Annotated in this window: 19 protein-coding genes, 2 pseudogenes and 1 riboswitch; of the genes and pseudogenes, 16 read left to right on the top strand and 5 right to left on the bottom strand. The window is 60.2% G+C overall.

What is annotated here, in order from left to right:
• Window positions 1-13: 13 nt before the first annotated feature.
• The 9 genes from crcB to hemB all read left to right on the top strand — a co-directional run bounded on the left by crcB (window position 14) and on the right by hemB (window position 6,974).
• Window positions 14-391 (top strand): fluoride efflux transporter CrcB, encoded by a 378-nt coding sequence (gene crcB, locus ACTG2O_RS03505; RefSeq protein WP_005339378.1) that lies wholly within the window; start codon window positions 14-16, stop codon window positions 389-391.
• 65 nt (window positions 392-456) lie between these two features.
• Window positions 457-1,209, top strand: a complete 753-nt coding sequence (ubiE, locus tag ACTG2O_RS03500) for a bifunctional demethylmenaquinone methyltransferase/2-methoxy-6-polyprenyl-1,4-benzoquinol methylase UbiE (RefSeq protein ID WP_005342396.1) — start codon at window positions 457-459, stop codon at window positions 1,207-1,209.
• Window positions 1,210-1,217: 8 nt separating this feature from the next.
• Window positions 1,218-1,826, top strand: coding sequence for a ubiquinone biosynthesis accessory factor UbiJ (locus tag ACTG2O_RS03495; protein ID WP_005339380.1), 609 nt, complete (start codon window positions 1,218-1,220; stop codon window positions 1,824-1,826).
• The gene (gene ubiB / locus ACTG2O_RS03490; RefSeq protein ID WP_005339383.1) at window positions 1,826-3,466 is read left to right on the top strand and encodes a ubiquinone biosynthesis regulatory protein kinase UbiB; all 1,641 of its coding nucleotides are present in this window, start codon (window positions 1,826-1,828) and stop codon (window positions 3,464-3,466) included. The genes ACTG2O_RS03495 and ubiB overlap by 1 nt, the downstream gene beginning before the upstream one ends.
• 42 nt (window positions 3,467-3,508) lie before the next feature.
• The gene (tatA, locus tag ACTG2O_RS03485; RefSeq protein WP_005339385.1) at window positions 3,509-3,760 is read left to right on the top strand and encodes a Sec-independent protein translocase subunit TatA; all 252 of its coding nucleotides are present in this window, start codon (window positions 3,509-3,511) and stop codon (window positions 3,758-3,760) included.
• Window positions 3,761-3,763: 3 nt separating this feature from the next.
• A complete protein-coding gene (gene tatB / locus ACTG2O_RS03480) occupies window positions 3,764-4,228 on the top strand; it encodes a Sec-independent protein translocase protein TatB (RefSeq protein ID WP_019446666.1) in 465 nt (154 codons plus the stop codon).
• Window positions 4,225-4,980 (top strand): twin-arginine translocase subunit TatC, encoded by a 756-nt coding sequence (tatC, locus tag ACTG2O_RS03475; RefSeq protein WP_005342401.1) that lies wholly within the window; start codon window positions 4,225-4,227, stop codon window positions 4,978-4,980. The genes tatB and tatC overlap by 4 nt, the downstream gene beginning before the upstream one ends.
• A gap of 188 nt (window positions 4,981-5,168) precedes the next feature.
• A complete protein-coding gene (locus ACTG2O_RS03470) occupies window positions 5,169-5,954 on the top strand; it encodes a TatD family hydrolase (RefSeq protein WP_019446665.1) in 786 nt (261 codons plus the stop codon).
• A gap of 3 nt (window positions 5,955-5,957) precedes the next feature.
• Complete coding sequence (gene hemB, locus ACTG2O_RS03465) at window positions 5,958-6,974, top strand: porphobilinogen synthase (RefSeq protein ID WP_236285604.1); 1,017 nt, start codon at window positions 5,958-5,960, stop codon at window positions 6,972-6,974.
• An 83-nt stretch (window positions 6,975-7,057) separates the two neighbouring features.
• On the opposite strand, the gene ACTG2O_RS03460 is transcribed toward hemB, so the two are convergent.
• A complete protein-coding gene (locus ACTG2O_RS03460) occupies window positions 7,058-9,037 on the bottom strand; it encodes an immunoglobulin-like domain-containing protein (protein WP_439975340.1) in 1,980 nt (659 codons plus the stop codon).
• Window positions 9,016-9,240: a hypothetical protein gene (locus ACTG2O_RS03455; RefSeq protein WP_439975339.1), complete on the bottom strand. Its 225-nt coding sequence runs from the start codon at window positions 9,238-9,240 to the stop codon at window positions 9,016-9,018. The genes ACTG2O_RS03460 and ACTG2O_RS03455 overlap by 22 nt, the downstream gene beginning before the upstream one ends.
• Window positions 9,241-9,290: 50 nt before the next feature.
• Window positions 9,291-9,376: riboswitch (cyclic di-GMP riboswitch) on the bottom strand.
• 435 nt (window positions 9,377-9,811) lie between these two features.
• On the opposite strand from ACTG2O_RS03455, the gene prlC reads away from it, so the two are divergent.
• The 3 genes and pseudogenes from prlC to ACTG2O_RS03440 all read left to right on the top strand — a co-directional run bounded on the left by prlC (window position 9,812) and on the right by ACTG2O_RS03440 (window position 15,424).
• Complete coding sequence (gene prlC, locus ACTG2O_RS03450; RefSeq protein ID WP_139741731.1) at window positions 9,812-11,854, top strand: oligopeptidase A; 2,043 nt, start codon at window positions 9,812-9,814, stop codon at window positions 11,852-11,854.
• 207 nt (window positions 11,855-12,061) lie between these two features.
• Window positions 12,062-14,608, top strand: a pseudogene (locus ACTG2O_RS03445) (putative bifunctional diguanylate cyclase/phosphodiesterase).
• A gap of 54 nt (window positions 14,609-14,662) precedes the next feature.
• The gene (locus ACTG2O_RS03440; protein ID WP_439976646.1) at window positions 14,663-15,424 is read left to right on the top strand and encodes a class I SAM-dependent methyltransferase; all 762 of its coding nucleotides are present in this window, start codon (window positions 14,663-14,665) and stop codon (window positions 15,422-15,424) included.
• A gap of 70 nt (window positions 15,425-15,494) precedes the next feature.
• On the opposite strand, the gene ACTG2O_RS03435 is transcribed toward ACTG2O_RS03440, so the two are convergent.
• The 3 genes from ACTG2O_RS03435 to rhlB are packed head-to-tail and all read right to left on the bottom strand — an operon-like array spanning window position 15,495 to window position 18,571.
• On the bottom strand, window positions 15,495-15,749 hold the full coding sequence (locus ACTG2O_RS03435; protein ID WP_040069895.1) for a Rho-binding antiterminator: 255 nt from the start codon (window positions 15,747-15,749) through the stop codon (window positions 15,495-15,497).
• 30 nt (window positions 15,750-15,779) lie between these two features.
• Entirely contained in the window at window positions 15,780-17,270 is a 1,491-nt protein-coding gene (gene gppA, locus ACTG2O_RS03430) for a guanosine-5'-triphosphate,3'-diphosphate diphosphatase (protein ID WP_005355894.1), read from the bottom strand.
• Between the two features lie 11 nt (window positions 17,271-17,281).
• Window positions 17,282-18,571 (bottom strand): ATP-dependent RNA helicase RhlB, encoded by a 1,290-nt coding sequence (rhlB, locus tag ACTG2O_RS03425; RefSeq protein WP_005339414.1) that lies wholly within the window; start codon window positions 18,569-18,571, stop codon window positions 17,282-17,284.
• Window positions 18,572-18,684: 113 nt separating this feature from the next.
• Here rhlB and trxA point away from each other — a divergent pair, with 113 nt between their 5' ends.
• The 4 genes and pseudogenes from trxA (at window position 18,685) to ubiD (ending at window position 23,086) form a co-directional block, all read left to right on the top strand.
• Entirely contained in the window at window positions 18,685-19,011 is a 327-nt protein-coding gene (gene trxA / locus ACTG2O_RS03420; RefSeq protein WP_005339416.1) for a thioredoxin TrxA, read from the top strand.
• A gap of 204 nt (window positions 19,012-19,215) precedes the next feature.
• Window positions 19,216-20,482 (top strand): annotated as a pseudogene (gene rho / locus ACTG2O_RS03415) (transcription termination factor Rho).
• Window positions 20,483-20,590: 108 nt separating this feature from the next.
• Complete coding sequence (locus tag ACTG2O_RS03410) at window positions 20,591-21,583, top strand: hypothetical protein (protein WP_439975338.1); 993 nt, start codon at window positions 20,591-20,593, stop codon at window positions 21,581-21,583.
• Window positions 21,584-21,616: 33 nt separating this feature from the next.
• Window positions 21,617-23,086 carry a 4-hydroxy-3-polyprenylbenzoate decarboxylase gene (gene ubiD, locus ACTG2O_RS03405; protein ID WP_204382394.1) on the top strand — a complete coding sequence of 490 codons (1,470 nt, stop codon included), beginning with the start codon at window positions 21,617-21,619 and terminating at the stop codon, window positions 23,084-23,086.
• Window positions 23,087-23,118 lie beyond the last annotated feature (32 nt).

The raw sequence follows: 23,118 nt of genomic DNA, 5'->3' as shown, positions 1-23,118 counted from the left end.
AGGGAGTGACACCATGCAAACCTGGTTCTATGTTGCTGCAGGGGGCGCCATCGGCGCCTGCCTTCGTTTTGGGATTGCCGAACTGATGGCCTTGCTGCTGGGGCGCCACTTTCCTTACGGGACTCTGGTGGTCAACGTGGTGGGCTCTTTCATAATGGGGGTGGCATTCGCCCTCATCAGCCACGGTCACGTGGTGGAACACCCGATGAAGCCGCTGCTGATGGTGGGGATCCTCGGTGCCCTGACCACATTTTCTTCCTTTGCCCTCGATACGGTAGTGCTGGCTCAACATGGGGCCTATCTGAAAGCGCTGCTCAATATCGGTCTCAATCTCTTCCTCTGTCTGGCCATGGTGGTGCTGGGCATGCAGTTGGTTGCGAGCCGGGTTTAAGGTGTCCGGACGCCAGTGGCTCTGGTAAACTGGCGGCCATTCTTTGCTCTATGGGTGTTTAAGGGATGTCAGAACAAGCAACGACAACGCATTTTGGCTTTAAAACCGTGGCCGCGACCGAGAAGGAAACTCTGGTAGCAGGTGTCTTCCATTCGGTGGCAGCCAAGTATGATCTGATGAACGATCTGATGTCGTTCGGCATCCACCGCCTGTGGAAGCGCTTCACCATCGACTGTTCCGGTGTGCGCAAGGGCCAGAAGGTGCTGGATCTGGCCGGTGGTACCGGTGACTTGACCGCCAAGTTCTCCCGTATCGTCGGCGAGACCGGTCAGGTGGTGCTGGCGGATATCAACGACTCCATGCTGAAAGTGGGCCGCGACAAGCTGCGCAATCTGGGGGTCGCCAACAACGTCTCCTACGTGCAGGCCAATGCCGAGGCGCTCCCCTTCCCGGATAACCACTTCGACGTCATCACCATCGGCTTCGGTCTGCGCAACGTCACCGACAAGGACAAGGCGCTCGCCTCCATGTTCCGGGTGCTCAAGCCGGGTGGCCGTCTGCTGGTGCTGGAGTTCTCCAAGCCGGTCAGTGAAGTGATCGCCAAGCTCTATGACCTCTACTCCTTCAAACTGCTGCCGAAAATGGGCGAAATCGTCGCGAACGACAGTGAAAGCTACAAATATCTGGCAGAGTCCATCCGCATGCACCCGGATCAGCAAACCCTGGCTGGCATGATGGAAAATGTCGGTTTCGAGCAGGTGGAGTACTTCAATCTGACTCAGGGTGTGGTCGCCCTGCACCGCGGTTACAAGTTTTAAGGTTGCCTATGCCGATGGATGCCATGGTCACCGCGGTGATCGAAACCAGCCTCAACCAGTTGCTGGCGCTGGACAAACAGAGCCCGGAGCGGCTGCGCAAACTGGTGGGCAAGGTGCTCAAGCTGGAGCTGCGTGAACTCAAGCCGCTCTGGTTTGTCTTCTCCGAGCGTCGGCTCGATGTGCTGGCCCAGCATGAAGGGGAGGCCGATGCGGTGCTCAGCCTGTCGCTGACAGCCCTCGGTCTGCTGAAAGACCCTTCCGCCCTGACCCGCTATATCCGCGAGGAGAAGCTGGATCTGAGCGGTGATCCCCAGCTGGTGCAGGCATTCAGCGTGCTGCTGGGTGAGCTGGATATCGACTGGGAGGAGGAGCTGTCGCGCTATACCGGCGACGTGCTGGCCCACACCCTGTTCAGTGGTGCCCGTCAGGCGCGTCGTCTGGTCGGTCGCGAGCTGTGCCGCACCCGCAGCCAGCTGGCGGAATATCTGACCGAAGAGGCCCGCCTCGCCCCCGGCCCGCTGGAAGTGGCGAGTTTCAACGATGACGTCGAGGTGCTGGCCCAGCAGCTCAAGGCCGTCGAACTGCGGCTGGCCCGCTTCGAACAGCAGGTGACCTGATGACCCCGAAGGAGTTCAAACGCCTCTATCGCATCATCACCATCCTGCTGGAGCAGGGCATCGACGAACTGGTGCCCGCCCGCTATCAACCTTGGCCGGGTCGTCTGGCCCGTCGCTCCCTGTTCTGGCTCAAGAACAAACAACCGGATCTCAGCCGCGGTGCCCGCATCCGCCTCGCCTTCGAGGCCCTCGGCCCCATCTTCATCAAGTTTGGCCAGATGCTCTCGACCCGCCGCGACCTGTTGCCGCCGGATATCGCCGAAGAGCTGGCTCTGCTGCAAGACAGGGTGCCCCCCTTCTGTGGTCAGGCGGCGCGCCAGCAGATCGAGCTGAGCCTGGGTTGTCCCATCGAAACCCTGTTTGACGACTTCGACGAGACGCCGCTGGCGTCGGCCTCCATCGCGCAGGTGCATACTGCCCGCCTGAAGGAGAGTGGCCGCGAGATCGTCATCAAGGTGATCCGTCCCGACATCGAGCCTGTCATCGAGGCCGACCTGCGACTGATGCAGGCGCTGGCCCGTCTGGTTGCCCGTTTTGTGCCCCAGAGCGCGCGACTGCGCCCCATCGAGGTGGTGGAGGAGTATCGCAAGACCATCCTCGACGAGCTGAATTTGATGCGCGAAGCGGCCAACGCCATCCAGCTACGGCGCAACTTCACCGGCTCCGAAGCGCTCTATGTGCCTGAAATCATCACTGATCTCTGCCGCGAGCAGGTGCTGGTGATGGAGCGCATCTACGGTATTCCGGTCTCCGACATTCCAGCGCTGGAAGCCAACGGCACCAATATGAAGCTGCTGGCCGAGCGCGGGGTGGAGGTCTTCTTCACCCAGGTGTTCCGCGACAGCTTCTTCCACGCCGATATGCACCCGGGCAACATCTTCGTCTCTTACGAACATCCGGAAAACCCGCTCTGGATCGGCATCGACTGCGGCATCGTCGGTACCCTCAATCGGGAAGACAAACGCTATCTGGCGGAGAACTTCCTCGCCTTCTTCAACCGAGACTATCGTCGGGTGGCGGAGCTGCACGTGGAGTCGGGCTGGGTACCGGCAGACACCAAGGTGGACGAGTTCGAGTTTGCCATCCGCACCGTGCTGGAGCCTATCTTCGAGAAGCCGCTCTCCGAGATCTCGTTCGGTCACGTGCTGCTCAACCTGTTCAACACCGCGCGTCGCTTCCATATGACGGTGCAGCCGCAGCTGGTGCTGCTGCAAAAGACCCTGCTCTATGTGGAAGGGTTGGGGCGTCAGCTCTACCCGCAGCTCGATTTGTGGCAGACCGCCAAGCCGTTCCTCGAAAACTGGATGCACGAACAGGTGGGGCCCAAGTCGGTATTGAACGCCATCAAGGAGAAGGCGCCATTCTGGGCGGAGAAGCTGCCGGAACTGCCCGAGCTGGTTTACGAGACCCTGCGCCAGACCCGTCATCAGCAGCGTCATTTCGACCAGATGTTTGCCGAGTTCCGCCGTCACAGCCGTCGGCAGGGGCAGGCCCGCTACCTCTTAGGGGTTGGAGCCAGCCTGCTATTGGCGGGTGTATTCTTGCTGACCCAAAAACAACACATTGAGTGGGGACAAGCCAGTCTCGCCGGTGCAGCCCTCTGCTGGCTGGTCGGCTGGTTGCGAACCCGTTCCCATTAATCAACAACCGCGCCGTCAGGCGCCTGTTCTGGAGAGAAAATCATGGGTGGTATCAGTATTTGGCAATTGTTGATCATTGCAGTCATCGTCGTGCTGCTGTTCGGTACCAAGAAACTGCGCGGCATTGGCGGTGATCTGGGTGCGGCGGTCAAAGGGTTCAAGAAAGCCCTCTCCGACGAGCCGGCTGATGCCAAGGCCGAGCAGAAAGATGCCGAGTTTCCCCCGAAACAGCTAAACGAAGCGGCCACTCAGAGCAGTGAGACCGCCAAGCAGAAAGACAAAGACCAGGCCTAAGCCATGTTCGATATCGGTTTTTGGGAGCTGGTCGTTATCGGTGTGGTAGCACTGGTGGTACTGGGGCCCGAGCGGCTGCCGGTTGCCATCCGCACGGCTACCCACTGGATCCGCCTCATTCGTTCGACCGCGAACTCGGTCAAGTCAGAGCTGGAGCAGGAGCTCAAGTTGCAAGAGCTGCATAACGACCTCAAGAAGGCCGAACAGTTGCAGATGAGCAACCTGAGCCCCGAGCTGCAGGAGTCCATCGAACAGCTCAAAGCGGCGGCCCAGTCGGTCAATCGCCCCTATCAGGTGGAGAACGAGATCCGTCCGCCGCGCCCTGAGCCGGTCGCCCAGGCTGAGCCTGTCACGCCGGTGGAGCCTGCAGTGCAGCTGAGCCACGACGTGCCGCCGGTCAACAGCCAGCGGGAGAGCGAGCCGGTGCCGGTCAGCGACTCTGCAGTAAAAGGGGAGGTGAAGCCATGAGTCAGGCCGAACAACCCCTGATCAGCCATCTGGTTGAGCTGAGAACCCGTTTGCTGCGCTCCATTACCGCCATTCTGGTGGTGTTTCTGGCGCTGATCTACTTCTCCAACAACATCTACGACTTCGTGGCCCAGCCGCTGCTCAGCCAGCTGCCGGAAGGGACCAGCATGATCGCGACGGATGTGGCGACCCCCTTCCTGACGCCGATCAAGCTGACCCTGGTGGTCTCCTTCTTCGTGGCGATCCCTTATCTGCTCTATCAGGCCTGGGCCTTTATCGCCCCCGGTCTGTACCAGCATGAGCGGCGCCTGATCATGCCGTTGGTGGTCTCCAGTGCCCTGTTGTTCTATGCGGGGATGGCGTTCGCCTACTATGTGGTGTTCCCGCTGGTGTTCGGTTTCTTCACCAGTACCGCCCCTGCCGGGGTGACGGTGGCGACCGACATCGCCAGCTATCTGGACTTCGTACTGACCCTGTTCTTCGCGTTCGGGGTGGCGTTCGAAATTCCGGTGGCGACCATACTGCTCTGCTGGACTGGCGTGACCACACCGCAAAACCTGAAGGAGAAACGTCCTTACGTTGTCGTCGGGGTGTTTGTGGTCGGCATGCTGCTGACGCCGCCTGATGTCTTCTCCCAGACCCTGCTCGCCATTCCGATGTGGGCGCTGTGGGAGATTGGTCTGTTCTTCGCCCGCTTCTACGTGAAGAAAGAGGATGAAGAGCAACAGGAACAACCGGATGTGGAGAGCTGAGGCTCTGTTCGTCACCTGTTTGCCGGACGGCGAGAGGATGACTAAGTCCGCAGGAATAGCAGAACGAGGGGAGCTTAGGCTCCCTTCCTCTTTTCATGCTCCCGTTCGAGGCGTATGGTAAGACCCCATTCGGTAGATGGTTTTCAAATACCTGATATGTATTCCTTTTGTTCGGAACGTCTCATTCCATGATCGATATCGGTTTAAACCTGACCAGCAGCCAGTTCGCCGGCGAACAGCCTGAGCTGGTGGCCCGTGCCCGCGCCGCCGGAGTGGAAGCGCTGATCCTCACCGGTACCGATCTGGCTGGCAGCCGCGAGAGCGCTGGGTTGGCCGCCCGTTGGCCGGGCTACTGCTTCTCCACCGCCGGGGTACACCCTCACGATGCCAAGAGTGTCGATGCGGCGACCCTGCCCGCCTTGCGCGAGCTGGCGGCGCTGCCGCAGGTGGTGGCTATTGGCGAGTGCGGCCTCGACTACAACCGCGACTTCTCCCCCCGTCCGGTACAGGATGCGGTATTCGACGCCCAGCTGGCACTGGCTGCCGAGCTCCGGATGCCGGTGTTTCTTCACTGCCGCGATGCCCACGCCCGTTTTATCGAGATCCTCCGTCCCTGGTTGCCGAAACTACCGGGAGCCGTGCTGCACTGCTTCACCGGTTCTGATGAGGAGCTGGACGAGTGTCTGGCGCTGGGGCTGCATATCGGGGTGACCGGCTGGCTCTGCGACGAGCGCCGCGGCCAGCTGCTGCGCGAGCAGGTGGCCCGCATTCCGGCCGGTCGGCTGATGATCGAGACCGATGCCCCCTATCTGGTGCCGCGGGATCTGAAACCGCGCCCGAAACGCAACGAACCTGCTTTTTTGCCGCACATCGCCCAGGTGGTGGCGGCCTGTCGTGGTGAAGCGCCCGAGGCCTTGCTGGCCCATACCCGGGCCACCTCCGCCGCGTTCTTCCAACTTCCTCTCCAGGAGTGATTCATGGCTACAACTCTTCCGGGCGCCTTTCCGGGCCGCCGCCTGCGCCGTCTGCGCAAACATGATTTCAGCCGTCGTCTGGTGCGCGAGAACGTACTGACCGTCAACGATCTCATCTATCCGGTGTTTGTGCTGGAGGGGGAGAGCCGCCGTGAAGCCGTTCCCTCCATGCCGGGGGTGGAGCGTCTCTCCATCGATCTGCTGCTGGAAGAGGCTGCCGAGCTGGTGGAGCTGGGCGTGCCCGCTATCGCCCTGTTCCCGGTCACCCCGCTGGAGAGCAAGAGCCTGATGGCGGAAGAGGCCTACAACCCGAACGGACTGGCCCAGCGCACCGTGCGTGCCCTCAAGGCCCGCTTCCCGGAGCTGGGGGTCATCACCGATGTGGCGCTCGATCCGTTCACCACCCACGGGCAGGACGGCATCATCGATGACGAAGGCTATGTGCTGAACGACATCACCACCGAGATCCTGATCAAGCAGGCGCTCTCCCATGCCGAGGCCGGGGTCGATATCGTGGCGCCGTCCGACATGATGGATGGCCGCATCGGTGCCATCCGCGCCGCGCTGGAAGAGAACGGCTTCATCAACACCCAGATCATGGCCTACTCCGCCAAGTACGCCTCCTGCTACTACGGCCCGTTCCGCGATGCGGTCGGCTCTGCCGGCAACCTTGGCAAGAGCAACAAGGCTACCTATCAGATGGACCCGGCCAACAGCAACGAAGCCCTGCACGAAGTGGCGCTGGATATTCAGGAAGGGGCCGACAGCGTGATGGTCAAGCCGGGCATGCCCTATCTGGACGTGGTTCGTCAGGTGAAGGATCAGTTCGGCGTGCCGACCTTTGCCTATCAGGTGAGCGGCGAGTACGCCATGCACATGGCGGCGATCCAGAACGGCTGGCTGAAAGAGAAGGAGACCATCATGGAGTCCCTGCTTTGCTTCAAGCGGGCCGGGGCCGATGGCATCCTCACCTACTTCGCCAAGCGCGTAGCGCAGTGGCTGAAGGAAGATGCCCGTTAAGCCGGGTTGAAGAGATAAACGAGAGGGGGAGCCGATGGCTCCCCCTCTATCGTTATGGCTCTCTTTTGGTAACGAGCGGCTGATTACAGCTTGATCCAGGCATCGCTCCAGGCAGAGCCGGTACCCGGTGCATAGTGGCTGATCGAGCCGCCACACCAGCCGCTGTAGGGCCAGGGTTTGCACTCGTAGTTGCCGCCGGCATTGCTGACCCGATCACCGGCCTGATAGCCGGTGTTGGGGGCGTAGGCCGGGTAGTCACCTTCGCCACCCCCGCTGCTCTCTTCGGTCAGCGCAACCGGGAAGCGCTGCACCACCGGCTGCTGGCCGACAGCCAGACCGGTGATGACCACGTCGTAGCTGCCATCGGTGACATTGCTGCCCTGCAGTACCAGGGTGCTGGTGCCGTTCACCTGGCTGCTGGTGGTGCCGTGGCTGTGGCCGCTCTGCTCCAGAGTCGCGGTGATCTGTACCGGGTTGGCGGTGGTCAGGTTGAAGCGGATGCTGACCTGACCGTTGACTATGGTGTACTCGCTCGCCATGGCGCTGACGGTGAAGTCGCTGCTGCCTTCGACGGGTGGCGTTGTGCCGCCGCAGTCGCCCTGTACGCGCCAGACGCCCCAGTCACCTGTGGTACCCGGCTCTTCGTTCTGGGTCCACCAGCCAGCCAGCCAGTTCTTGCCGTTGTGGCTGACGATGTCGCCGCCCACGTAGACCTTCTTGGCATCCCAGCTGTTTTCACAGACGGCGCCCTGCTCCCTGACGGTTACGTTGCGCTGTTGGGTTACCTGCTGACCGGCGCTGTCGCTTACCTGATAGGTGAGGGTGTAGCGGCCGACCTTGCTGCTGTCGACGCTGCCGCTGACCTTGATTTGGGCGGTCAGGTCGCCATCTTCTTCATCATGGGCGCTGACGCCTGTCATCGGATCGAAGGGGGTACCCAGTTCCAGCGTGGTGTCGGTGACGCCGCTGAATACCGGCTTCATGCTGTAGACCTCGATGGTACGTACCTGCTCGGTGACGTTGTTGTCGCGATCGCTCACCTTGTAGGTGAGGGGGTAGAGGCCGATGCGCTGGCTGTCTACCGAGCCTTCCACCTGGATCTGGCCAGTCAGGTCACCATCTTCCTTGTCGTTGGCGCTGACACCGGCCAGCGGATCAAAGGCGGTGCCCTGCTTGATACGGGTATCGCTCAGGCCACTGAACACCGGCTTGCCGTTGTCGACCGGGGGCGTGATCTCCTGATCGTGGATGAAGGGGCCGTAGCTCTTGATGAAGGATTCGTTGTAGGACTGACCGGCGGCGTTGCGGCCCATGTCCCAGTTGATGGACCAGGTCATCACGCCACGCAGCGGTTGTCCCTCGCTCTTCAGGCGGTTGAAGGCGTTGTAGAGTTTCTGCGGATCCTGCACATAGCCGGTGGCGGCGGCGTCAATGTTGGTCGGAATGCCGAATACCAGCTTGTCATGGGGGATCTTGTAGAAGCCGCGGGTACCGTTGCTCAGCGAATCCGCCATGTAGTAGATGAACTCTTCTTTCAGGGCATCGTTGTTCTGGGCAATCCAGCCGATGCCATCGATGTAGATACCATCGCCACCCTGGTTGTAGAACTGAGGGTTGATCCAGTCGTAGTAGCCTTCCAGATTGCGGATATAGGGGATGTAGGCGCCAGTCTGGGTCAGATAGGGGAACTCCGGCGCCATGGTGATGAGGAAGTTTTTCCCCTGGGCGCGATAGTGATCCTTGACCAGACGCAGGGCCGCCGGGATCACGGTCTGGTTGTCGGCGGCAGTGATGGCGGCCTGTTCCAGATCGATATCCAGCCCGTCGAAGCCATAGGTCTCCACCAGACGGATGATCTCGTCGGCAAAGGCCTGCTCCTGACCCTTGCGCAGCTCGATGTGCGCATCGGCACCGCCCAGCGCCAGCAGCACGGCACGGCCCTGACGGTTCAGTTCGGCAATCTGCTCGATAAACTGGCTTTCGCTCATGCCGATGGCCGGGTCGAGTTTGAAGGTGGGGATGGGATCGCTGCCATAGACCTTCATGAAGGAGACATCGACCACGTTGTATTGCGGGTTGACCTGATCGAGCTTGACGCAGGGGCGATACCGCCCTTGTAGCCCGAGCCGTCACACCAGTTGTGCCAATAGCCGACCACTACGCCGGACTGGGGGTTGACCATCGCCTGACCGGCACTGGTGGCATATGCCATGGGGGCGCCCATGCCGAGCAGGCAGCCAAGCAGGGATAATTTGAGTTTGTTCATCGTCTCTCCGTACGGTGCAAATGGGGCGTCGGTTGTGACCGGACGTCCCCGGGGGCAGCCCCGCTGTCATAGGTGTTTTCCCTTAGACCGGTGGCTTTGCGTCGCGCCCTTTCGGGTCACTTTGCCTTTTTCACCCGATTTCTGTGCAGCACAGAGAATCAAGTGACCTGCATGGCAGGTTGCCTATGATAGATGCTTGAAAATAAATTAATCAATAGTTGGTTTTGATTCTAATTAACTGAAAAATATTGATAATTTGTTACAGCTACCACATTTTGTCCGTTTCCATGATTGAGCATGACGGTACTTGGCTGGCAGCTGTGGCGCCGGTAAATGCGACTTTTGCCCCTTGAAAGTAGCGGTAAGAGCCAAAAAAGGCCCACAGATTCATTCTGTTACTGGCTGTTGATGGCAAAACTGCAGCAACGGCAGAGATCCGGGTCGCAATGGCTGGAAAAGTACAGGGTTGCGGCGGATTCCCGCTTGATTATTGCGTGGCTTGGCCACATGTTAGAAAGCCATACAGAGCTGCTAAAGCGGTCTGTTCAAGACCAAACAAGAGGTAACCGGGATGAATAACCCTTTGCTGACAATGGATTCGCTGCCCCCTTTCAGCCAGATCAAGCCGGAGCAGGTTCAGCCTGCCGTGATTCAGGCGATTGCTGACTGCAAGCAGAAGATCAGCGATGTGCTGGCCCAGCGTGATCCCCATACCTGGGATAGCCTGATTGCCCCGCTGGAAGAGGTAAATGACCGCCTGTCACGGATCTGGTCACCGGTCAGCCACCTCAACTCCGTACTCAACAGCGAAGCGCTGCGCGAGGCCCATGACGCCTGCCTGCCGCTGCTCTCCGAATTCCAGACCTATGTTGGTCAGCATGAAGGGCTCTATCAGGCCTATCTGGCCCTCTCCCAGAGCGATGATTTCCCGCTGCTGAGCGGTGCCCAGCGCAAGGAGATCCAGAATACCCTGCGTGACTTCCGCCTCTCCGGCATCGGTCTGCCTGCCGAGGCGCAGCAGCGTTACGGCGAAATTCAGGCCCGCCTCTCCGAGCTGGCCTCCCGTTTCAGCAACAACGTGCTGGACGCAACCCAGGGCTGGCACAAGCTGGTGGCCGATGAAGCCGAATTGGCCGGTCTGCCCGAGAGCGTGCGTGCCGCTGCCCGTCAGATGGCTGAACTTAAAGGCAAAGAGGGGTGGCTGTTCACGTTGGATATCCCCTCTTATCTGCCGGTGATGATGTATGCCGACAACCGCGAGCTGCGCGCCGAGATGTACGAAGCCTTCACCACCCGCGCCTCCGATCAGGGCCCCAATGCGGGCAAGTGGGACAACTCCGCCATCATGAGCGAGCTGCTCACCCTGCGTCGCGAACTGGCCCAGCTGCTGGGCTTTGCCAACTATGCCGAGCTCTCCCTGGCCACCAAGATGGCGGACAAGACCGAACAGGTGGTGAGCTTCCTCACCGATCTGGCGGCTAAATCCCTGCCGCAAGGCAAGGCCGAGCTGGAGGAGATCCGCGCCTTCGCCGCCGAACAGCATGGTCAGAGTGAGCTGGCAGCCTGGGATCTCGCCTACTACGCCGAGAAGCTCAAACAGCACAAGTTCTCCATCTCCGATGAGCAGCTGCGCCCCTACTTCCCCGCCAGCAAGGTGGTGAAGGGGTTGTTCGAAGTGGTGAAGCGGGTGTTCGGCATGAAGGTGCGCGAGCGCCTCGGCATCGACACCTGGCATCCGGACGTGCGCTTCTACGACATCTTCGATGCCGACGACGAGCTGCGCGGCAGCTTCTATCTCGACCTCTACGCCCGCGAGCACAAGCAGGGCGGGGCCTGGATGGATGTCTGTCTGGGCCGTCGCTACCGTCAGGATGGCTCGCTGCAAAAGCCGGTGGCCTACCTGACCTGCAACTTCAACGGCCCGGTGGATGGCAAACCGGCGCTGTTCACCCACAACGAAGTGGTCACCCTGTTCCACGAGTTTGGCCACGGTATCCACCACATGCTGACCCGTATCGACGTGGCCGGTGTCGCCGGTATCAACGGCGTGGCCTGGGATGCGGTGGAGCTGCCGAGCCAGTTCCTCGAGAACTGGTGCTGGGAGTCCGAGGCGCTGGCCTTTATCTCCGGCCACTACGAGACCGGCGAGCCGCTGCCTGCCGATCTGCTGGAGAAGATGCTGACCGCCCGCAACTTCCAGGCGGCCATGCAGATGCTGCGCCAGCTGGAGTTCGCCCTGTTCGACTTCCGTCTCCATCAGGAGTTTGATCCGGCCAATCCGGCACAGCTCCCGGCGCTGCTGGATGAGGTGCGCAGTCAGGTAGCAGTGATGACGCCACCGGCGTTCAACCGCTTCCAGCACAGCTTCTCCCACATCTTCGCGGGCGGCTATGCGGCGGGCTACTACAGCTACAAGTGGGCCGAAGTGCTCTCTGCCGATGCCTTCTCCCGCTTCGAGGAGGAGGGGATCTTCAACCCGGCGACCGGCCAATCCTTCCTGAAGAATATTCTGGAGAAGGGGGGCTCGAAGGAGCCGATGGAGCTGTTCCGAGCCTTCCGTGGTCGTGAGCCCAAGGTGGATGCACTGCTGCGACATAGCGGGATCGCCGCCTGAGATTCCTGAACCGCCGCCTGTGTGAGCTTCAAGCAGGTACACTGTTTTGCGGCATAGTGGGATCGAGTCGTGATTTCTGCGACAAAAAGGGACCTTTTGGTCCCTTTTTTCAAGGCTTTTTAATATCTTGCTGATTGCATATTTGCACTGCTCACGGCTCTTCAGTAGAGTCGTGTTCTAACCTTCAAGGAGAGAAAGCCACTTGCCATGAGGCGAGCACTCGATTCCGTCTATCAAATCATCTCCAGTCTGGCTCATTCGAGCGGCCAGGGATATTTCGATACCTTTGTGAGTGAAATCGCCGCTGCTGTGATGGCTGATGTCGTCCTGATCGCCAGCAGGGAATCAAATGCTACCCACCTGACGGTTCAGGCTGCACATCCCTCCTCTCTTGACCCCGATACCCTGACGCTGCCAATCACTGACTCTCCCGATGCCATTACCTGGCAGGAGGGGGAAGCCTGGTTCAGCGATCGTCTGTTGCAGCTGTTCCCCGCGATGCCGCTTGCCGATGCGTGGCAAGCCCAGGCCTACGCCGGGATCGCCCTCAAGGATGCGGATGGCGAGACCATAGGTATCTGCTGCCTGCTCTATCGTCAGCCGCAGGCCAATATGACCAAGGTGATGGGGCTGCTCCGGTTGCTGGGGCCGCTGGCCGGTCGTGAACTGGCGCTGATGCTGCAACGCCAGCTGCCGCAACTCTTGCCTGATACCCCCCATGCTGCAGAGCATGCTGTTTCAGGCCCCGGTGGGGATCGGCAAGCTCGATCTCACCGGCCGCATTCTCTGGGCCAATCCGGCTATCGAGAAGATGCTGGGCTATCCCCTCGACGAGCTGCTTCATCGCTCCATCTCCGACATCAATCACCCGGAGGATTGGCAGCGCAGCCTTGAGTGCTACGAAGAGATCCGGCGTGGCGAGCGCAGCAGTTTCACCCAGGAGAAGCGCTACTTCTGCAAGGGGGGCGAGATCCTGTGGGGGCGGGTAACTGTCACCCTGATCCGCGACGAGCAGCAGCAGCCGGACTACCTGATGGTGCTGCTGGAGAATATCGATCCCCTCAAGCGCCATGCGGAGCAGCTCAAGCTCTCTCACCGGGTCTACGACAACCTCTCCGAAGCGATTCTGGTGTGCGATGCCGACAGCCGCATCATCTCGGTCAACCCGGCCTTCGAGCAGATCACCGGCTACAGCAGCGATGAGGTGCGGGGCCAGCGCCCAGCATGCTCAAGTCCGGGCTGCACGATCAGACCTTTTATGCCGACATGTACCATGCGCTGGAGCGGGTGGGGGTGTGGCGTGGCGAAGTGTGGAACAAGCGCAAGAACGGCAAGCTCTATCCGCAGCAGCTGATGATCAGCACCCTGCGCGAAGCGGGCAAAATCCAGCAATATATCGCCATTTTCAGCGATCTTTCCCAGACCAAGGTGGCCGAGCAGAAGATCGCGACCCAGGCCAACTACGACAACCTCACCAGCTTGCCCAACCGCTGGCTGTTTGGCCGCTGCCTCACCCGTTTCTGCGAGCGGGGCGAGCGCTTCGCGCTTATGGTGCTCGACCTCAACAACTTCAAGGCGGTCAATAACAGCATGGATCACCATGCTGGCGATGCCCTGTTGCGGGAGGTGTCGGATCGACTGGTGAGCCGGGTGCGCACCGAAGATTTGGTGGCCCGTATCGGTGGCGACGAGTTCGCGTTTCTGGTGCCCGGCATCGTCACCCGCCGTCAGGCCGAGGTGTTTGCCAAGCAGGTGATCGGCAGCTTTGCCCGTCCCTTTATGCTGGCCAACCAGCATCTCTATGTGACCGCGACCATCGGCATGACCCTCTGCCCGGTTGATGGCAGCGAGAGCGACGAGCTGCTGCGCAACGCCGAACAGGCGCTGTTTGCGGCCAAGCGACAGGGACGGTTGCTCGGTGCCTACTGCTCATCCATGCGAGAAGAGGTGCGCCAGCGCCACCAGATGCAGCAGGATCTGGCCGAAGCGATCAAGCTGGAGCAGCTGACCATGGCCTACCAGCCCATCTGGGACAATCGCAGCGGACGGGTCGCCAAGCTGGAGGCGCTGGTGCGCTGGTATCACCCCCACTGGGGGCAGGTATCCCCTGCCGAGTTTATTCCGCTGGCGGAAGAGGCGGGATTGATTCAGGGGCTGGGTGCGCTGGTATTGTGGCAATCGTGCCGGGATCTGGCGCGGTTGCAGCAATCCGGCTTCCCTGATCTGCAGATGTCGATCAACCGTTCCACCATGGAGTTCCAGACCATCGACCCCGAGGCGAGCGAGTGGCTCAAGGTGATCCAGCATTTCGGGCTCGATCCTGCCGACATCGTCATCGAAATCACCGAATCTCTGCTGATGGAGAGCAGCGATCAGCACAGGGTGCGGATCGATGCCCTGCGCGAGGCGGGCTGCAAGCTGGCCATCGACGATTTCGGTACCGGCTACTCGGCCCTCAACTATCTGCGCACCTTCCCGGTAGATCTGGTCAAGATCGACCGCTCCTTCGTGCGCCATATCCCCTTCAACGAGCAGGATAGGATGCTGCTCGACGGCATCATCAACATAGTGCACAACCTCGGCATGCAGGTGGTGATCGAGGGGGTAGAGACCCGCGAGCAGCTCAACTTCCTCTGCCAGAAGGGGTGTGCCTTCACCCAGGGTTATCTGCTCAGCCGCCCGCTGGCCTATGACGATCTCATTGATTACCTCGCTCTCAACCGTCAGGGGATGAACCTCACTGTCGTGAGCTGATCCACCGCTTCTGTTATCATGGCCGCTTCTGTACGTGCCATGAGTCTGTCTCCTATGCCCCATATTCAGGTTTTCAGTGAAGTCCCCGCCCGTGATGGCGAGCTCGACGCCTTGCGTTTACGCCTTGCCGACGTGGAGTTTCCGGCTCCGTTTGCGCTGGTACTGACTGAAGAGAGACTGGAGCTGCGCAAGCTGGATGAGCCCAAGCTGGGTGCTGTCTATGTGGACTTCGTGGAAGGGGCGGTGGCGCATCGCCGCAAGTTTGGCGGCGGTCGCGGTCAATCCATCGCCAAGGCGGTGGGGCTCAAGGCCGGTGCCACACCGACCGTGGTGGATGCCACCGCCGGGCTGGGGCGCGATGCCTTCGTGCTCGCCTCCCTCGGTTGCAAGGTGACCCTGATCGAACGCTGCCCTGTGGTGGCTGCCCTGTTGCAGGACGGGCTGGCGCGGGCGGCACAGGATCCCGAGATTGGCCCCTGGGTCAGCGAGCGGATGCACCTGCTGAAAGGCCCGGCGGTGGACAATCTGCTGGCGCTGCCGGAGCGGCCCGAGGTGATCTACCTCGATCCCATGTTCCCGCACAAGCAGAAGTCGGCGCTGGTGAAAAAAGAGATGCGGGTGTTCCAGTCGCTGGTGGGGCCGGATCTTGATGCTGATGCTCTGCTGCCAGCTGCGCTTCAAATGGCAGAGAGGCGGGTGGTGGTGAAGCGGCCGGACTACGCCGGCTGGCTCAACGAACAGAAGCCCAGCATGGCCATCGAGACCAAGAGCAACCGCTTCGATGTCTATGTGATGGCGGCACTGGCGGCGGGTTAACGGCCGGTGTGAGCCGCAGATGCAAAAAGGAGGGCCAACATCATGTTGGCCCTCCTTTTTCTTAATGGATTCAGTTGGTTGGCGCGAAGCGGATCAGCTTCTCTTCCCCTTGCCAGTTCAGGCGCAGGGTCGCCAGATCCGCGAGGCTGAGCCGCTCGCCACTGTGCAGCAACAGATACTCGACCCCTTCGCTGGCTTCGATAGTGCGGATCTTGTCATCCCATTGGCGATCATCGCGGCTGGTGAGGGTCACCGGCAGTTGCCAGCTGGCAGCAATTTCGAGCCAGTCGTAGAGATCGCAGCTGATGGGTTGATAATCCGGCATGATCGGCTCCAAAACAGGCAGGTTGCTGAGTCAGGCTTCCTGTACGCGGGTCGGCCAGCCCATCTTCTGCTGGCGTTCCACTTCAAAGCGCAGCTCGCTGGCGCGCAGGTAGTGTTCATCCATCCAGCCCTTGGGCAGGGTCAGTGTCAGTGACTCCTCTTCTGCCTGCAGGGTGAAGCTGGGCACTGTGCCCTGGGTACGGCGCATGCAGAGGATCAGCGCGATGCGCAGGATACGGGCCAGCCGGATCGCCTGACGACCGGTGACGGCACCCTGTTTCTCCAGTGGTTCCAGCTTGAATTCGTCCCGCTGGTTGAACAGCAGGGCCGACAACAGCTTCTTTTGCGCAGGGGTAAAGCCCGGCATATCGATGTTGTCGATGATGTAGGCGGCGTGTTGCGGCGCCTTCTTGTACTCGATACAGAGGCCGATCTCGTGCAGCAGGGCGGCATAACGCAAGATCGGGCGACCGTAGCGTTTGGAGAGTCGCCAGGCCGGTTGCAGCTGGTTGAATGCCTCGACAGCGGTATCACGCACCCGTTCGGCGTGCTCTTTATCCAGCTGATAGCGGCTGATCAGGCTGTCGGCGGTACGATCCCGGGCATCACAGTCGTGATTGTTGCCCAGCAGACCGTAGATCAGTCCTTCACGCAGGGCGCCACCCGCGAGGGTCATGCTCTCGATATCGAGGGTTTCGAAGATGGCGATCAGGATGGCGAGGCCGGAGGGGAACACGGTCAGCCGCTCGGCCGCCAGCCCTTCCAGTTGCAGCCGGTCGAGCTTGCCGCAGGCGATGGCCTGACCCATCAGCTCCTGCAGTTTCGGCAGGGTGACCCGTTCGCTCTTCCCTTGCGCCAGCATGATCTCTTGTAGCGCCTGCACCGTGCCAGAGGCGCCGACGCAGGTGCGCCAGCCGAGGGCCCGGTAATCTTCCGCCACCTTCTCCAGCACCGCCTTGGCGGCAGCAATCGCCTGCTCGAAACGGGCTTCAGAGAGCTCGCCATCACCGAAGTGATTGTTGAGCCAGGTGACGCAGCCCATGTGCAGGCTGTTGAGCAGTTTTGCTTCGCTGTGCTCGCCAATCACCAGTTCGGTACTGGCGCCGCCGATGTCGATCACCAGCCGGTTGCCTTCCCCGGCAGAGGTCCAGGAGACCCCCTCATAGATGGTCTTGGCCTCTTCCTCGCCCGAGATGATCTCGATGCTGTGGTTGAGAACCCGTTCCGCTTCGCTGAGGAACTCATCGACGTTGGTGGCAAGCCGCAAGGTCGCGGTGCCCACCACCCGGATGTTGTCGGCCGGAATGTCCTGCAACTGTTCGGAGAAGAGACGCAAACAGTCCCAGCCTCGCTCCATGGCGGCACGGCTGAGACGAAATTCCGGATCGAGCCCGGCTGCGAGGCGAACCTTGCGCTTGACCTTGGCGACGGTGCGCAGGGCACCGGCGACCTCGCGCACCACCAGCATATGAAAGCTGTTGGAGCCGAGGTCGATAGCGGCATAGAGAGGCGAGTTGTGCAACGGGCCTGTCCTTAGCTCTTGCGCGGCGGACGACGACGGTTGTTGCTGTTGCCACCGCCCTGACGATCCCGCATGTTGCGGTTCACCGGCTGACGGTTGCGGAACACCCGTTTCGGCGGGGTCACGTCATCCAGCAGCGCTTCACGGTCGTACTTGCTGACCGGAATGGCGTGGTGGATGTACTCCTCGATGGCCGGCAGGTTGAAGGCATAGTCTTCACAGGCCAGGCTGATGGAGTGACCGCTCTTGCCGGCACGACCGGTACGACCGATACGGTGTACATAGTCTTCGGCGTCGTCGGGCAGGTCATAGTTGAAGACGTGGGTCACGTCAGGGATGTGCAGACCACGGGCGGCCACGTCGGTGGCGACCAGAATATCGAGCGCACCCTTGGTGAAATCCTCGAGGATCTTCATCCGCTTTTTCTGCGGCACGTCACCGGTCAGCAGACCGACGCGGTGGCCGTCGTTTTCCAGCCAGGCATGGACGTCTTCACAGACATGCTTGGTGTTGGCGAAGACGATCGCTTTTTCCGGCCACTCCTCTTCCATCAGGGAGAGCAGCAGCAACATCTTGTCTTCATTGGAGGGGTAGAACAGCTCCTCCTTGATCCGTACGCCGGTCATCTGCTCCGGCTCTACCTGCACATGTTCCGGATGGTTCATGTGTTCGTAGGCCAGCTCCTGCACACGCAGGGAGAGGGTTGCGGAGAACAGCATGCTCAGACGCTCGGTCGCGGGCGGCATGCGGCGGAACAGGAAGCGGATGTCCTTGATGAAGCCCAGATCGAACATGCGATCCGCTTCGTCCAGTACCACGACCTGAATGTTGCTCAGATCGATCACCTTGGACTTGAAGTAGTCGATGATGCGGCCAGTGGTGCCGATCAGGATGTCGACGCCCTGCTCCAGCACGGCCAGCTGCTTGTCGTAACCTTCGCCACCGTAGGCGAGGCCGAGTTTCAGGCCGGTAGAAGCGGCGATGCTGTCGGCATCGTTATAGATCTGTACTGCCAGTTCCCGGGTGGGTGCCATGATGATGGCTCTGGGTTGATTAACCAGACGGGGCTTGGTCAGCGGGTGAGTCAGCAAATAGTTGAATGTCGCGGCCAGGAAGGCAATGGTCTTGCCGGTTCCTGTCTGGGCCTGACCGGCGAGGTCATGACCTTCTACCAGTAGTGGCAGAGACAGTGCCTGGATGGGCGTGCAATAGTGAAATCCCTTTGATTCCAGACCAGCCAGAACTTCGGGTTCGAGGCCCATTTGGGCGAATTTGTCGGTCGTTAAGTGTGTTTTGCTCATGGCGGTAGGTTATCAGGTTAGGCTTGCAATAATAAACAGGATCATTTCAAATAGGGCAACTATTGCCTTTGTTGATATGTCAATAAAGCCTTAATTACTGACTGGAGTTGGAGATGAGTGACAAGATTGTTCAGCTGAGCGATGCCAGCTTCGAGGCAGATGTAATCAAAGCCGATGGCGCCGTTCTGGTCGACTTCTGGGCCGAGTGGTGTGGTCCGTGCAAGATGATTGCCCCGATCCTGGAAGAAGTTGCCCAAGAGTACGAAGGTCGCGTGACCGTAGCCAAACTGAACATCGACCATAACTCTGATACTCCGCCCAAGTACGGCATTCGTGGTATCCCGACCCTCTTGCTGTTCAAGAATGGCGAAGTGGCAGCGACCAAGGTCGGTGCACTGTCCAAGACTCAGCTGAAAGAGTTCCTGGACGGCAACCTGTAATAATTAAAGAGGAGCGCATTGCAATAATGCGCTCCTTGTGTTTTATCACCTAGACGCTCATCCCGATTGGTGCTAGTTTATCGCTCGTTTGCTAACCTTTTTGCCTGACTCTTTGCTAACCACAGCCTGGCAATCAAATCCGATCAGCATCAATCCAGCAGACTGTCTCCTCATTTCAATCCTTGCTTACAGACTTTCACCACTATGAATCTGACTGAATTAAAGAACACTCCTGTGTCCGAGCTGGTCAAGCTTGGCGAATCCATGGGGTTGGAAAATCTGGCTCGGGCGCACAAGAAAGATATTATTTTTGCAATCCTCAAGGCGCACGCCAAGGGTGGTGAAGATATCTTTGGCGACGGTGTGCTGGAAATCCTGACCGATGGTTTCGGCTTCCTGCGCAGTGCAGACGGCTCCTATCTGGCGGGCCCTGACGATATCTACGTCTCCCCGAGCCAGATCCGCCGCTTCAACCTGCGTACCGGCGATACCATCTCCGGCAAGATCCGGCCACCGAAAGAGGGCGAACGCTACTTCGCGCTGCTCAAGGTCAACGAGGTCATACTACGACCGTCCGGAAAACTCCCGCAACAAGATCCTGTTTGAAAACCTCACTCCGCTGCACGCCAACGAGCGTCTGCGTATGGAACGGGGTAATGGCTCAACTGAAGATATCACCGCCCGTGTACTGGATCTGGCTTCCCCCATCGGTAAAGGCCAGCGTGGCCTGATCGTAGCGCCGCCCAAGGCCGGTAAGACCATGCTGCTGCAGAACATCGCCCAGAGCATCGCCTACAACCACCCGGACTGTGAACTGATCGTTCTGCTGATCGACGAGCGTCCGGAAGAAGTGACCGAGATGCAGCGGATGGTGAAAGGTGAAGTGATCGCTTCCACCTTTGACGAACCTGCTTCCCGTCACGTTCAGGTTGCCGAAATGGTGATCGAGAAGGCCAAGCGTCTGGTCGAGCACAAGAAAGATGTGGTGATCCTGCTGGACTCCATCACCCGTCTGGCCCGTGCCTACAACACCGTTATCCCGTCATCCGGCAAGGTACTGACCGGTGGTGTGGACGCCAACGCCCTGCACCGTCCTAAGCGCTTCTTCGGCGCCGCGCGTAATGTTGAGGAGGGCGGCAGCCTGACCATCATCGCCACCGCGCTGATCGATACCGGTTCCAAAATGGACGAGGTTATCTACGAAGAGTTCAAGGGTACCGGCAACATGGAACTGCACCTCTCGCGCAAGATTGCCGAGAAGCGTGTCTACCCGGCCATCGACATCACCCGCTCAGGCACCCGTAAAGAAGAGCTGCTCACCTCAGGTGACGAGCTGCAGAAGATGTGGATCCTGCGCAAGATTGTCCACCCGATGGGCGAGATCGACGGTATCGAGTTCCTCATCGACAAGCTGGCGATGACCAAGACCAACGACGAGTTCTTCGACGCCATGCGGCGCCAGCAGAAGTAAGTCCGGTCAGAAAATGACGAAACCGCGGCCCTGGTCGCGGTTTTTGTTTATCTGTTTTCCGGTCGCCCTAGTAGTATGAGATCCCGATGTCACATGGATGGAGACGTCATGAAGCCTGTTTTCTGGTTATTGCTGGGGTTGCTGAGTGCAATGCCCGCCTGCGCGCAGAGTGCTCCGGTCGCGGTGACCGCCGAGACGTTGCAGACGCACCAGCGCTATCTGGCGGGCCGTCTGCAGGAGGGGCAATTTGCAGCCATCGACTCTCTGCTGGCGACCCTGAGTCGCGAGCGGCGGGAGTTCCTGCTGTTGCAGCTGCTGCGGGATATTCCCGCGACCCCCCCTGCATCCCCTGCGTTGCAACAGTGGGTCGAGGCTCAGGCCGACAAGGCCCCCGAGTGGCTCATGGAGCAGCAGGTCGACGGTTTTCTGGTGCTGCAACCTGTCTATGATTTTGCCGCGCAGGCCCGTCAGTTGCTGGGGGCGTGGCAGCTGCAATCACTGATGCAGCGCTATCGACAGCAGCTTGCTCAGGGCAGCTTCCAGCTAAAGTCCATCTACTACAGCAGTAACCCCGATCTCGCCATGCAGCAGCAAGCCCTGTTGCTGGCCCTCGACACCTTGCCGCAACCGATCTGGATGCGGGAGGCGCAAGCGCTGGCCAGCCAGAATATCTATCTGCCCGACAATCACCTGTTGTTCCATCTGTTGCAGCGCACCGGGGAACCGGCGCTCTATGGCATGCTGTGGCGGCGGCCGGCAGATCAGGATGCGCTGCGTGCACTCTCTACCATTAACCGCTTTCATCACGGCAGTGCTGCCAGCGATCTGCTGATTGCCGCCAGTGGCAATGAGGGATTGAAGGGAGCCGCCCTGCGCCAACTGAGCGCACTCTCCCCCTTGCCGCCGCAAGCCCAGAAATACCTGCTGGCGGAACTCTCCAACCGTCAATACGGGGCGCTGGTGGCCGGTCTGTTGATGGAGGTGGACGAGCCCCAACTGCTCTCTGCACTGGCCAGACGCCTCGGCCAGCGTGACATGCCACCCATTGCACCGAGTCTGCTGCCCGATTCGGGTACACCCGATGGGCAGCCAGGGTTATAATGCGTGACCTCCTGAACCCGGTTGGGAACTTGCATGAAATACAAGGATTTGCGTGATTTCATCGCGCAGCTGGAACAAAACGGACAACTCAAGCGCATCACCCGCGAGATAGATCCCTATCTGGAGATGACCGAGATCAGCGACCGTACCCTGCGTGCGGGTGGCCCGGCTCTGCTGTTCGAAAATCCCAAAGGCTACACCATGCCGGTGCTGACCAACCTGTTCGGTACACCTGATCGGGTTGCCATGGGCATGGGGCAGCCCGATGTGGGTGCCCTGCGTCAGGTCGGGGTCTGGCTCTCCTATCTCAAGGAGCCCGAGCCGCCCAAGGGATTCAAGGAGCTGATGGAGAAGCTGCCGATCTTCAAGCAGGTGCTCAACATGCCGACCAAGCGCCTCTCTTCCGCCCCCTGCCAGCAGGTGGTGCAGGAGGGCGATGCGGTCGATCTCGACCAGATCCCGATCCAGCACTGCTGGCCCGGCGATGTGGCGCCGCTGGTCACCTGGGGCCTCACCATCACCCGTGGCCCCTACAAGAAACGCCAGAACCTCGGTATCTATCGCCAGCAGAAGATCGCCAAAAACAAGCTGATCATGCGCTGGCTCGATCATCGTGGCGGTGCCATCGATTTTCGTGAGTGGCAGGAGGCCCATCCGGGCGAGCGCTTCCCGGTGGTGGTGGCGCTCGGTGCCGATCCCGCGACCATTCTCGGCGCGGTGACGCCGGTGCCGGATACTCTCTCCGAATATGCCTTTGCCGGTCTGCTGCGCGGCAGCCGTACCGAGGTGATCAAGGCCATCAGCTGCGATCTGGAGGTGCCCGCCAGCGCCGAGATCGTGCTGGAAGGCTATCTTGAGCCGGGTGAGATGGCGCCGGAAGGCCCTTATGGCGACCACACCGGCTACTACAACGAGGTGGACGAGTTCCCGGTCTTCACCATCACCCACATTACCAAGCGGCGCGATGCCATCTATCACAGCACCTACACTGGCCGTCCGCCCGATGAACCGGCGGTACTGGGTCTGGCGCTGAACGAGGTGTTCGTGCCGCTGCTGCAGAAGCAGTTCCCCGAGATTGTGGACTTCTATCTGCCGCCGGAGGGGTGCTCCTACCGGATGGCGGTGGTGACCATCAAGAAACGCTACCCGGGCCACGCCAAGAGGGTGATGCTGGGGGTCTGGTCCTTCCTGCGCCAGTTCATGTACACCAAGTTCGTGGTGGTGTGTGACGATGACGTCAACGCTCGCGACTGGAAGGATGTGATCTGGGCCATCACCACCCGGATGGACCCGGCACGGGACACTACCTTGATCGAGCACACCCCGATCGACTATCTGGACTTCGCCTCGCCGGTCTCCGGCCTCGGCTCCAAGATGGGGCTGGATGCCACCAACAAGTGGCCGGGCGAGACCAATCGGGAGTGGGGTCAGCCCATAGTTCAGGATGAGGCGGTGAAGCAGAAGGTTGATGCCATCTGGGATGAGCTCAATATCCTCGTATGAGGCAAACATGACAGCTTTGCTGCAAAAAGTGA

Origin of the sequence: Aeromonas sp. 61P, from assembly GCF_051919545.1 — a bacterium.
Lineage (GTDB): Bacteria > Pseudomonadota > Gammaproteobacteria > Enterobacterales > Aeromonadaceae > Aeromonas > Aeromonas veronii.
This window is presented reverse-complemented; position numbering and strand designations above follow the sequence as displayed.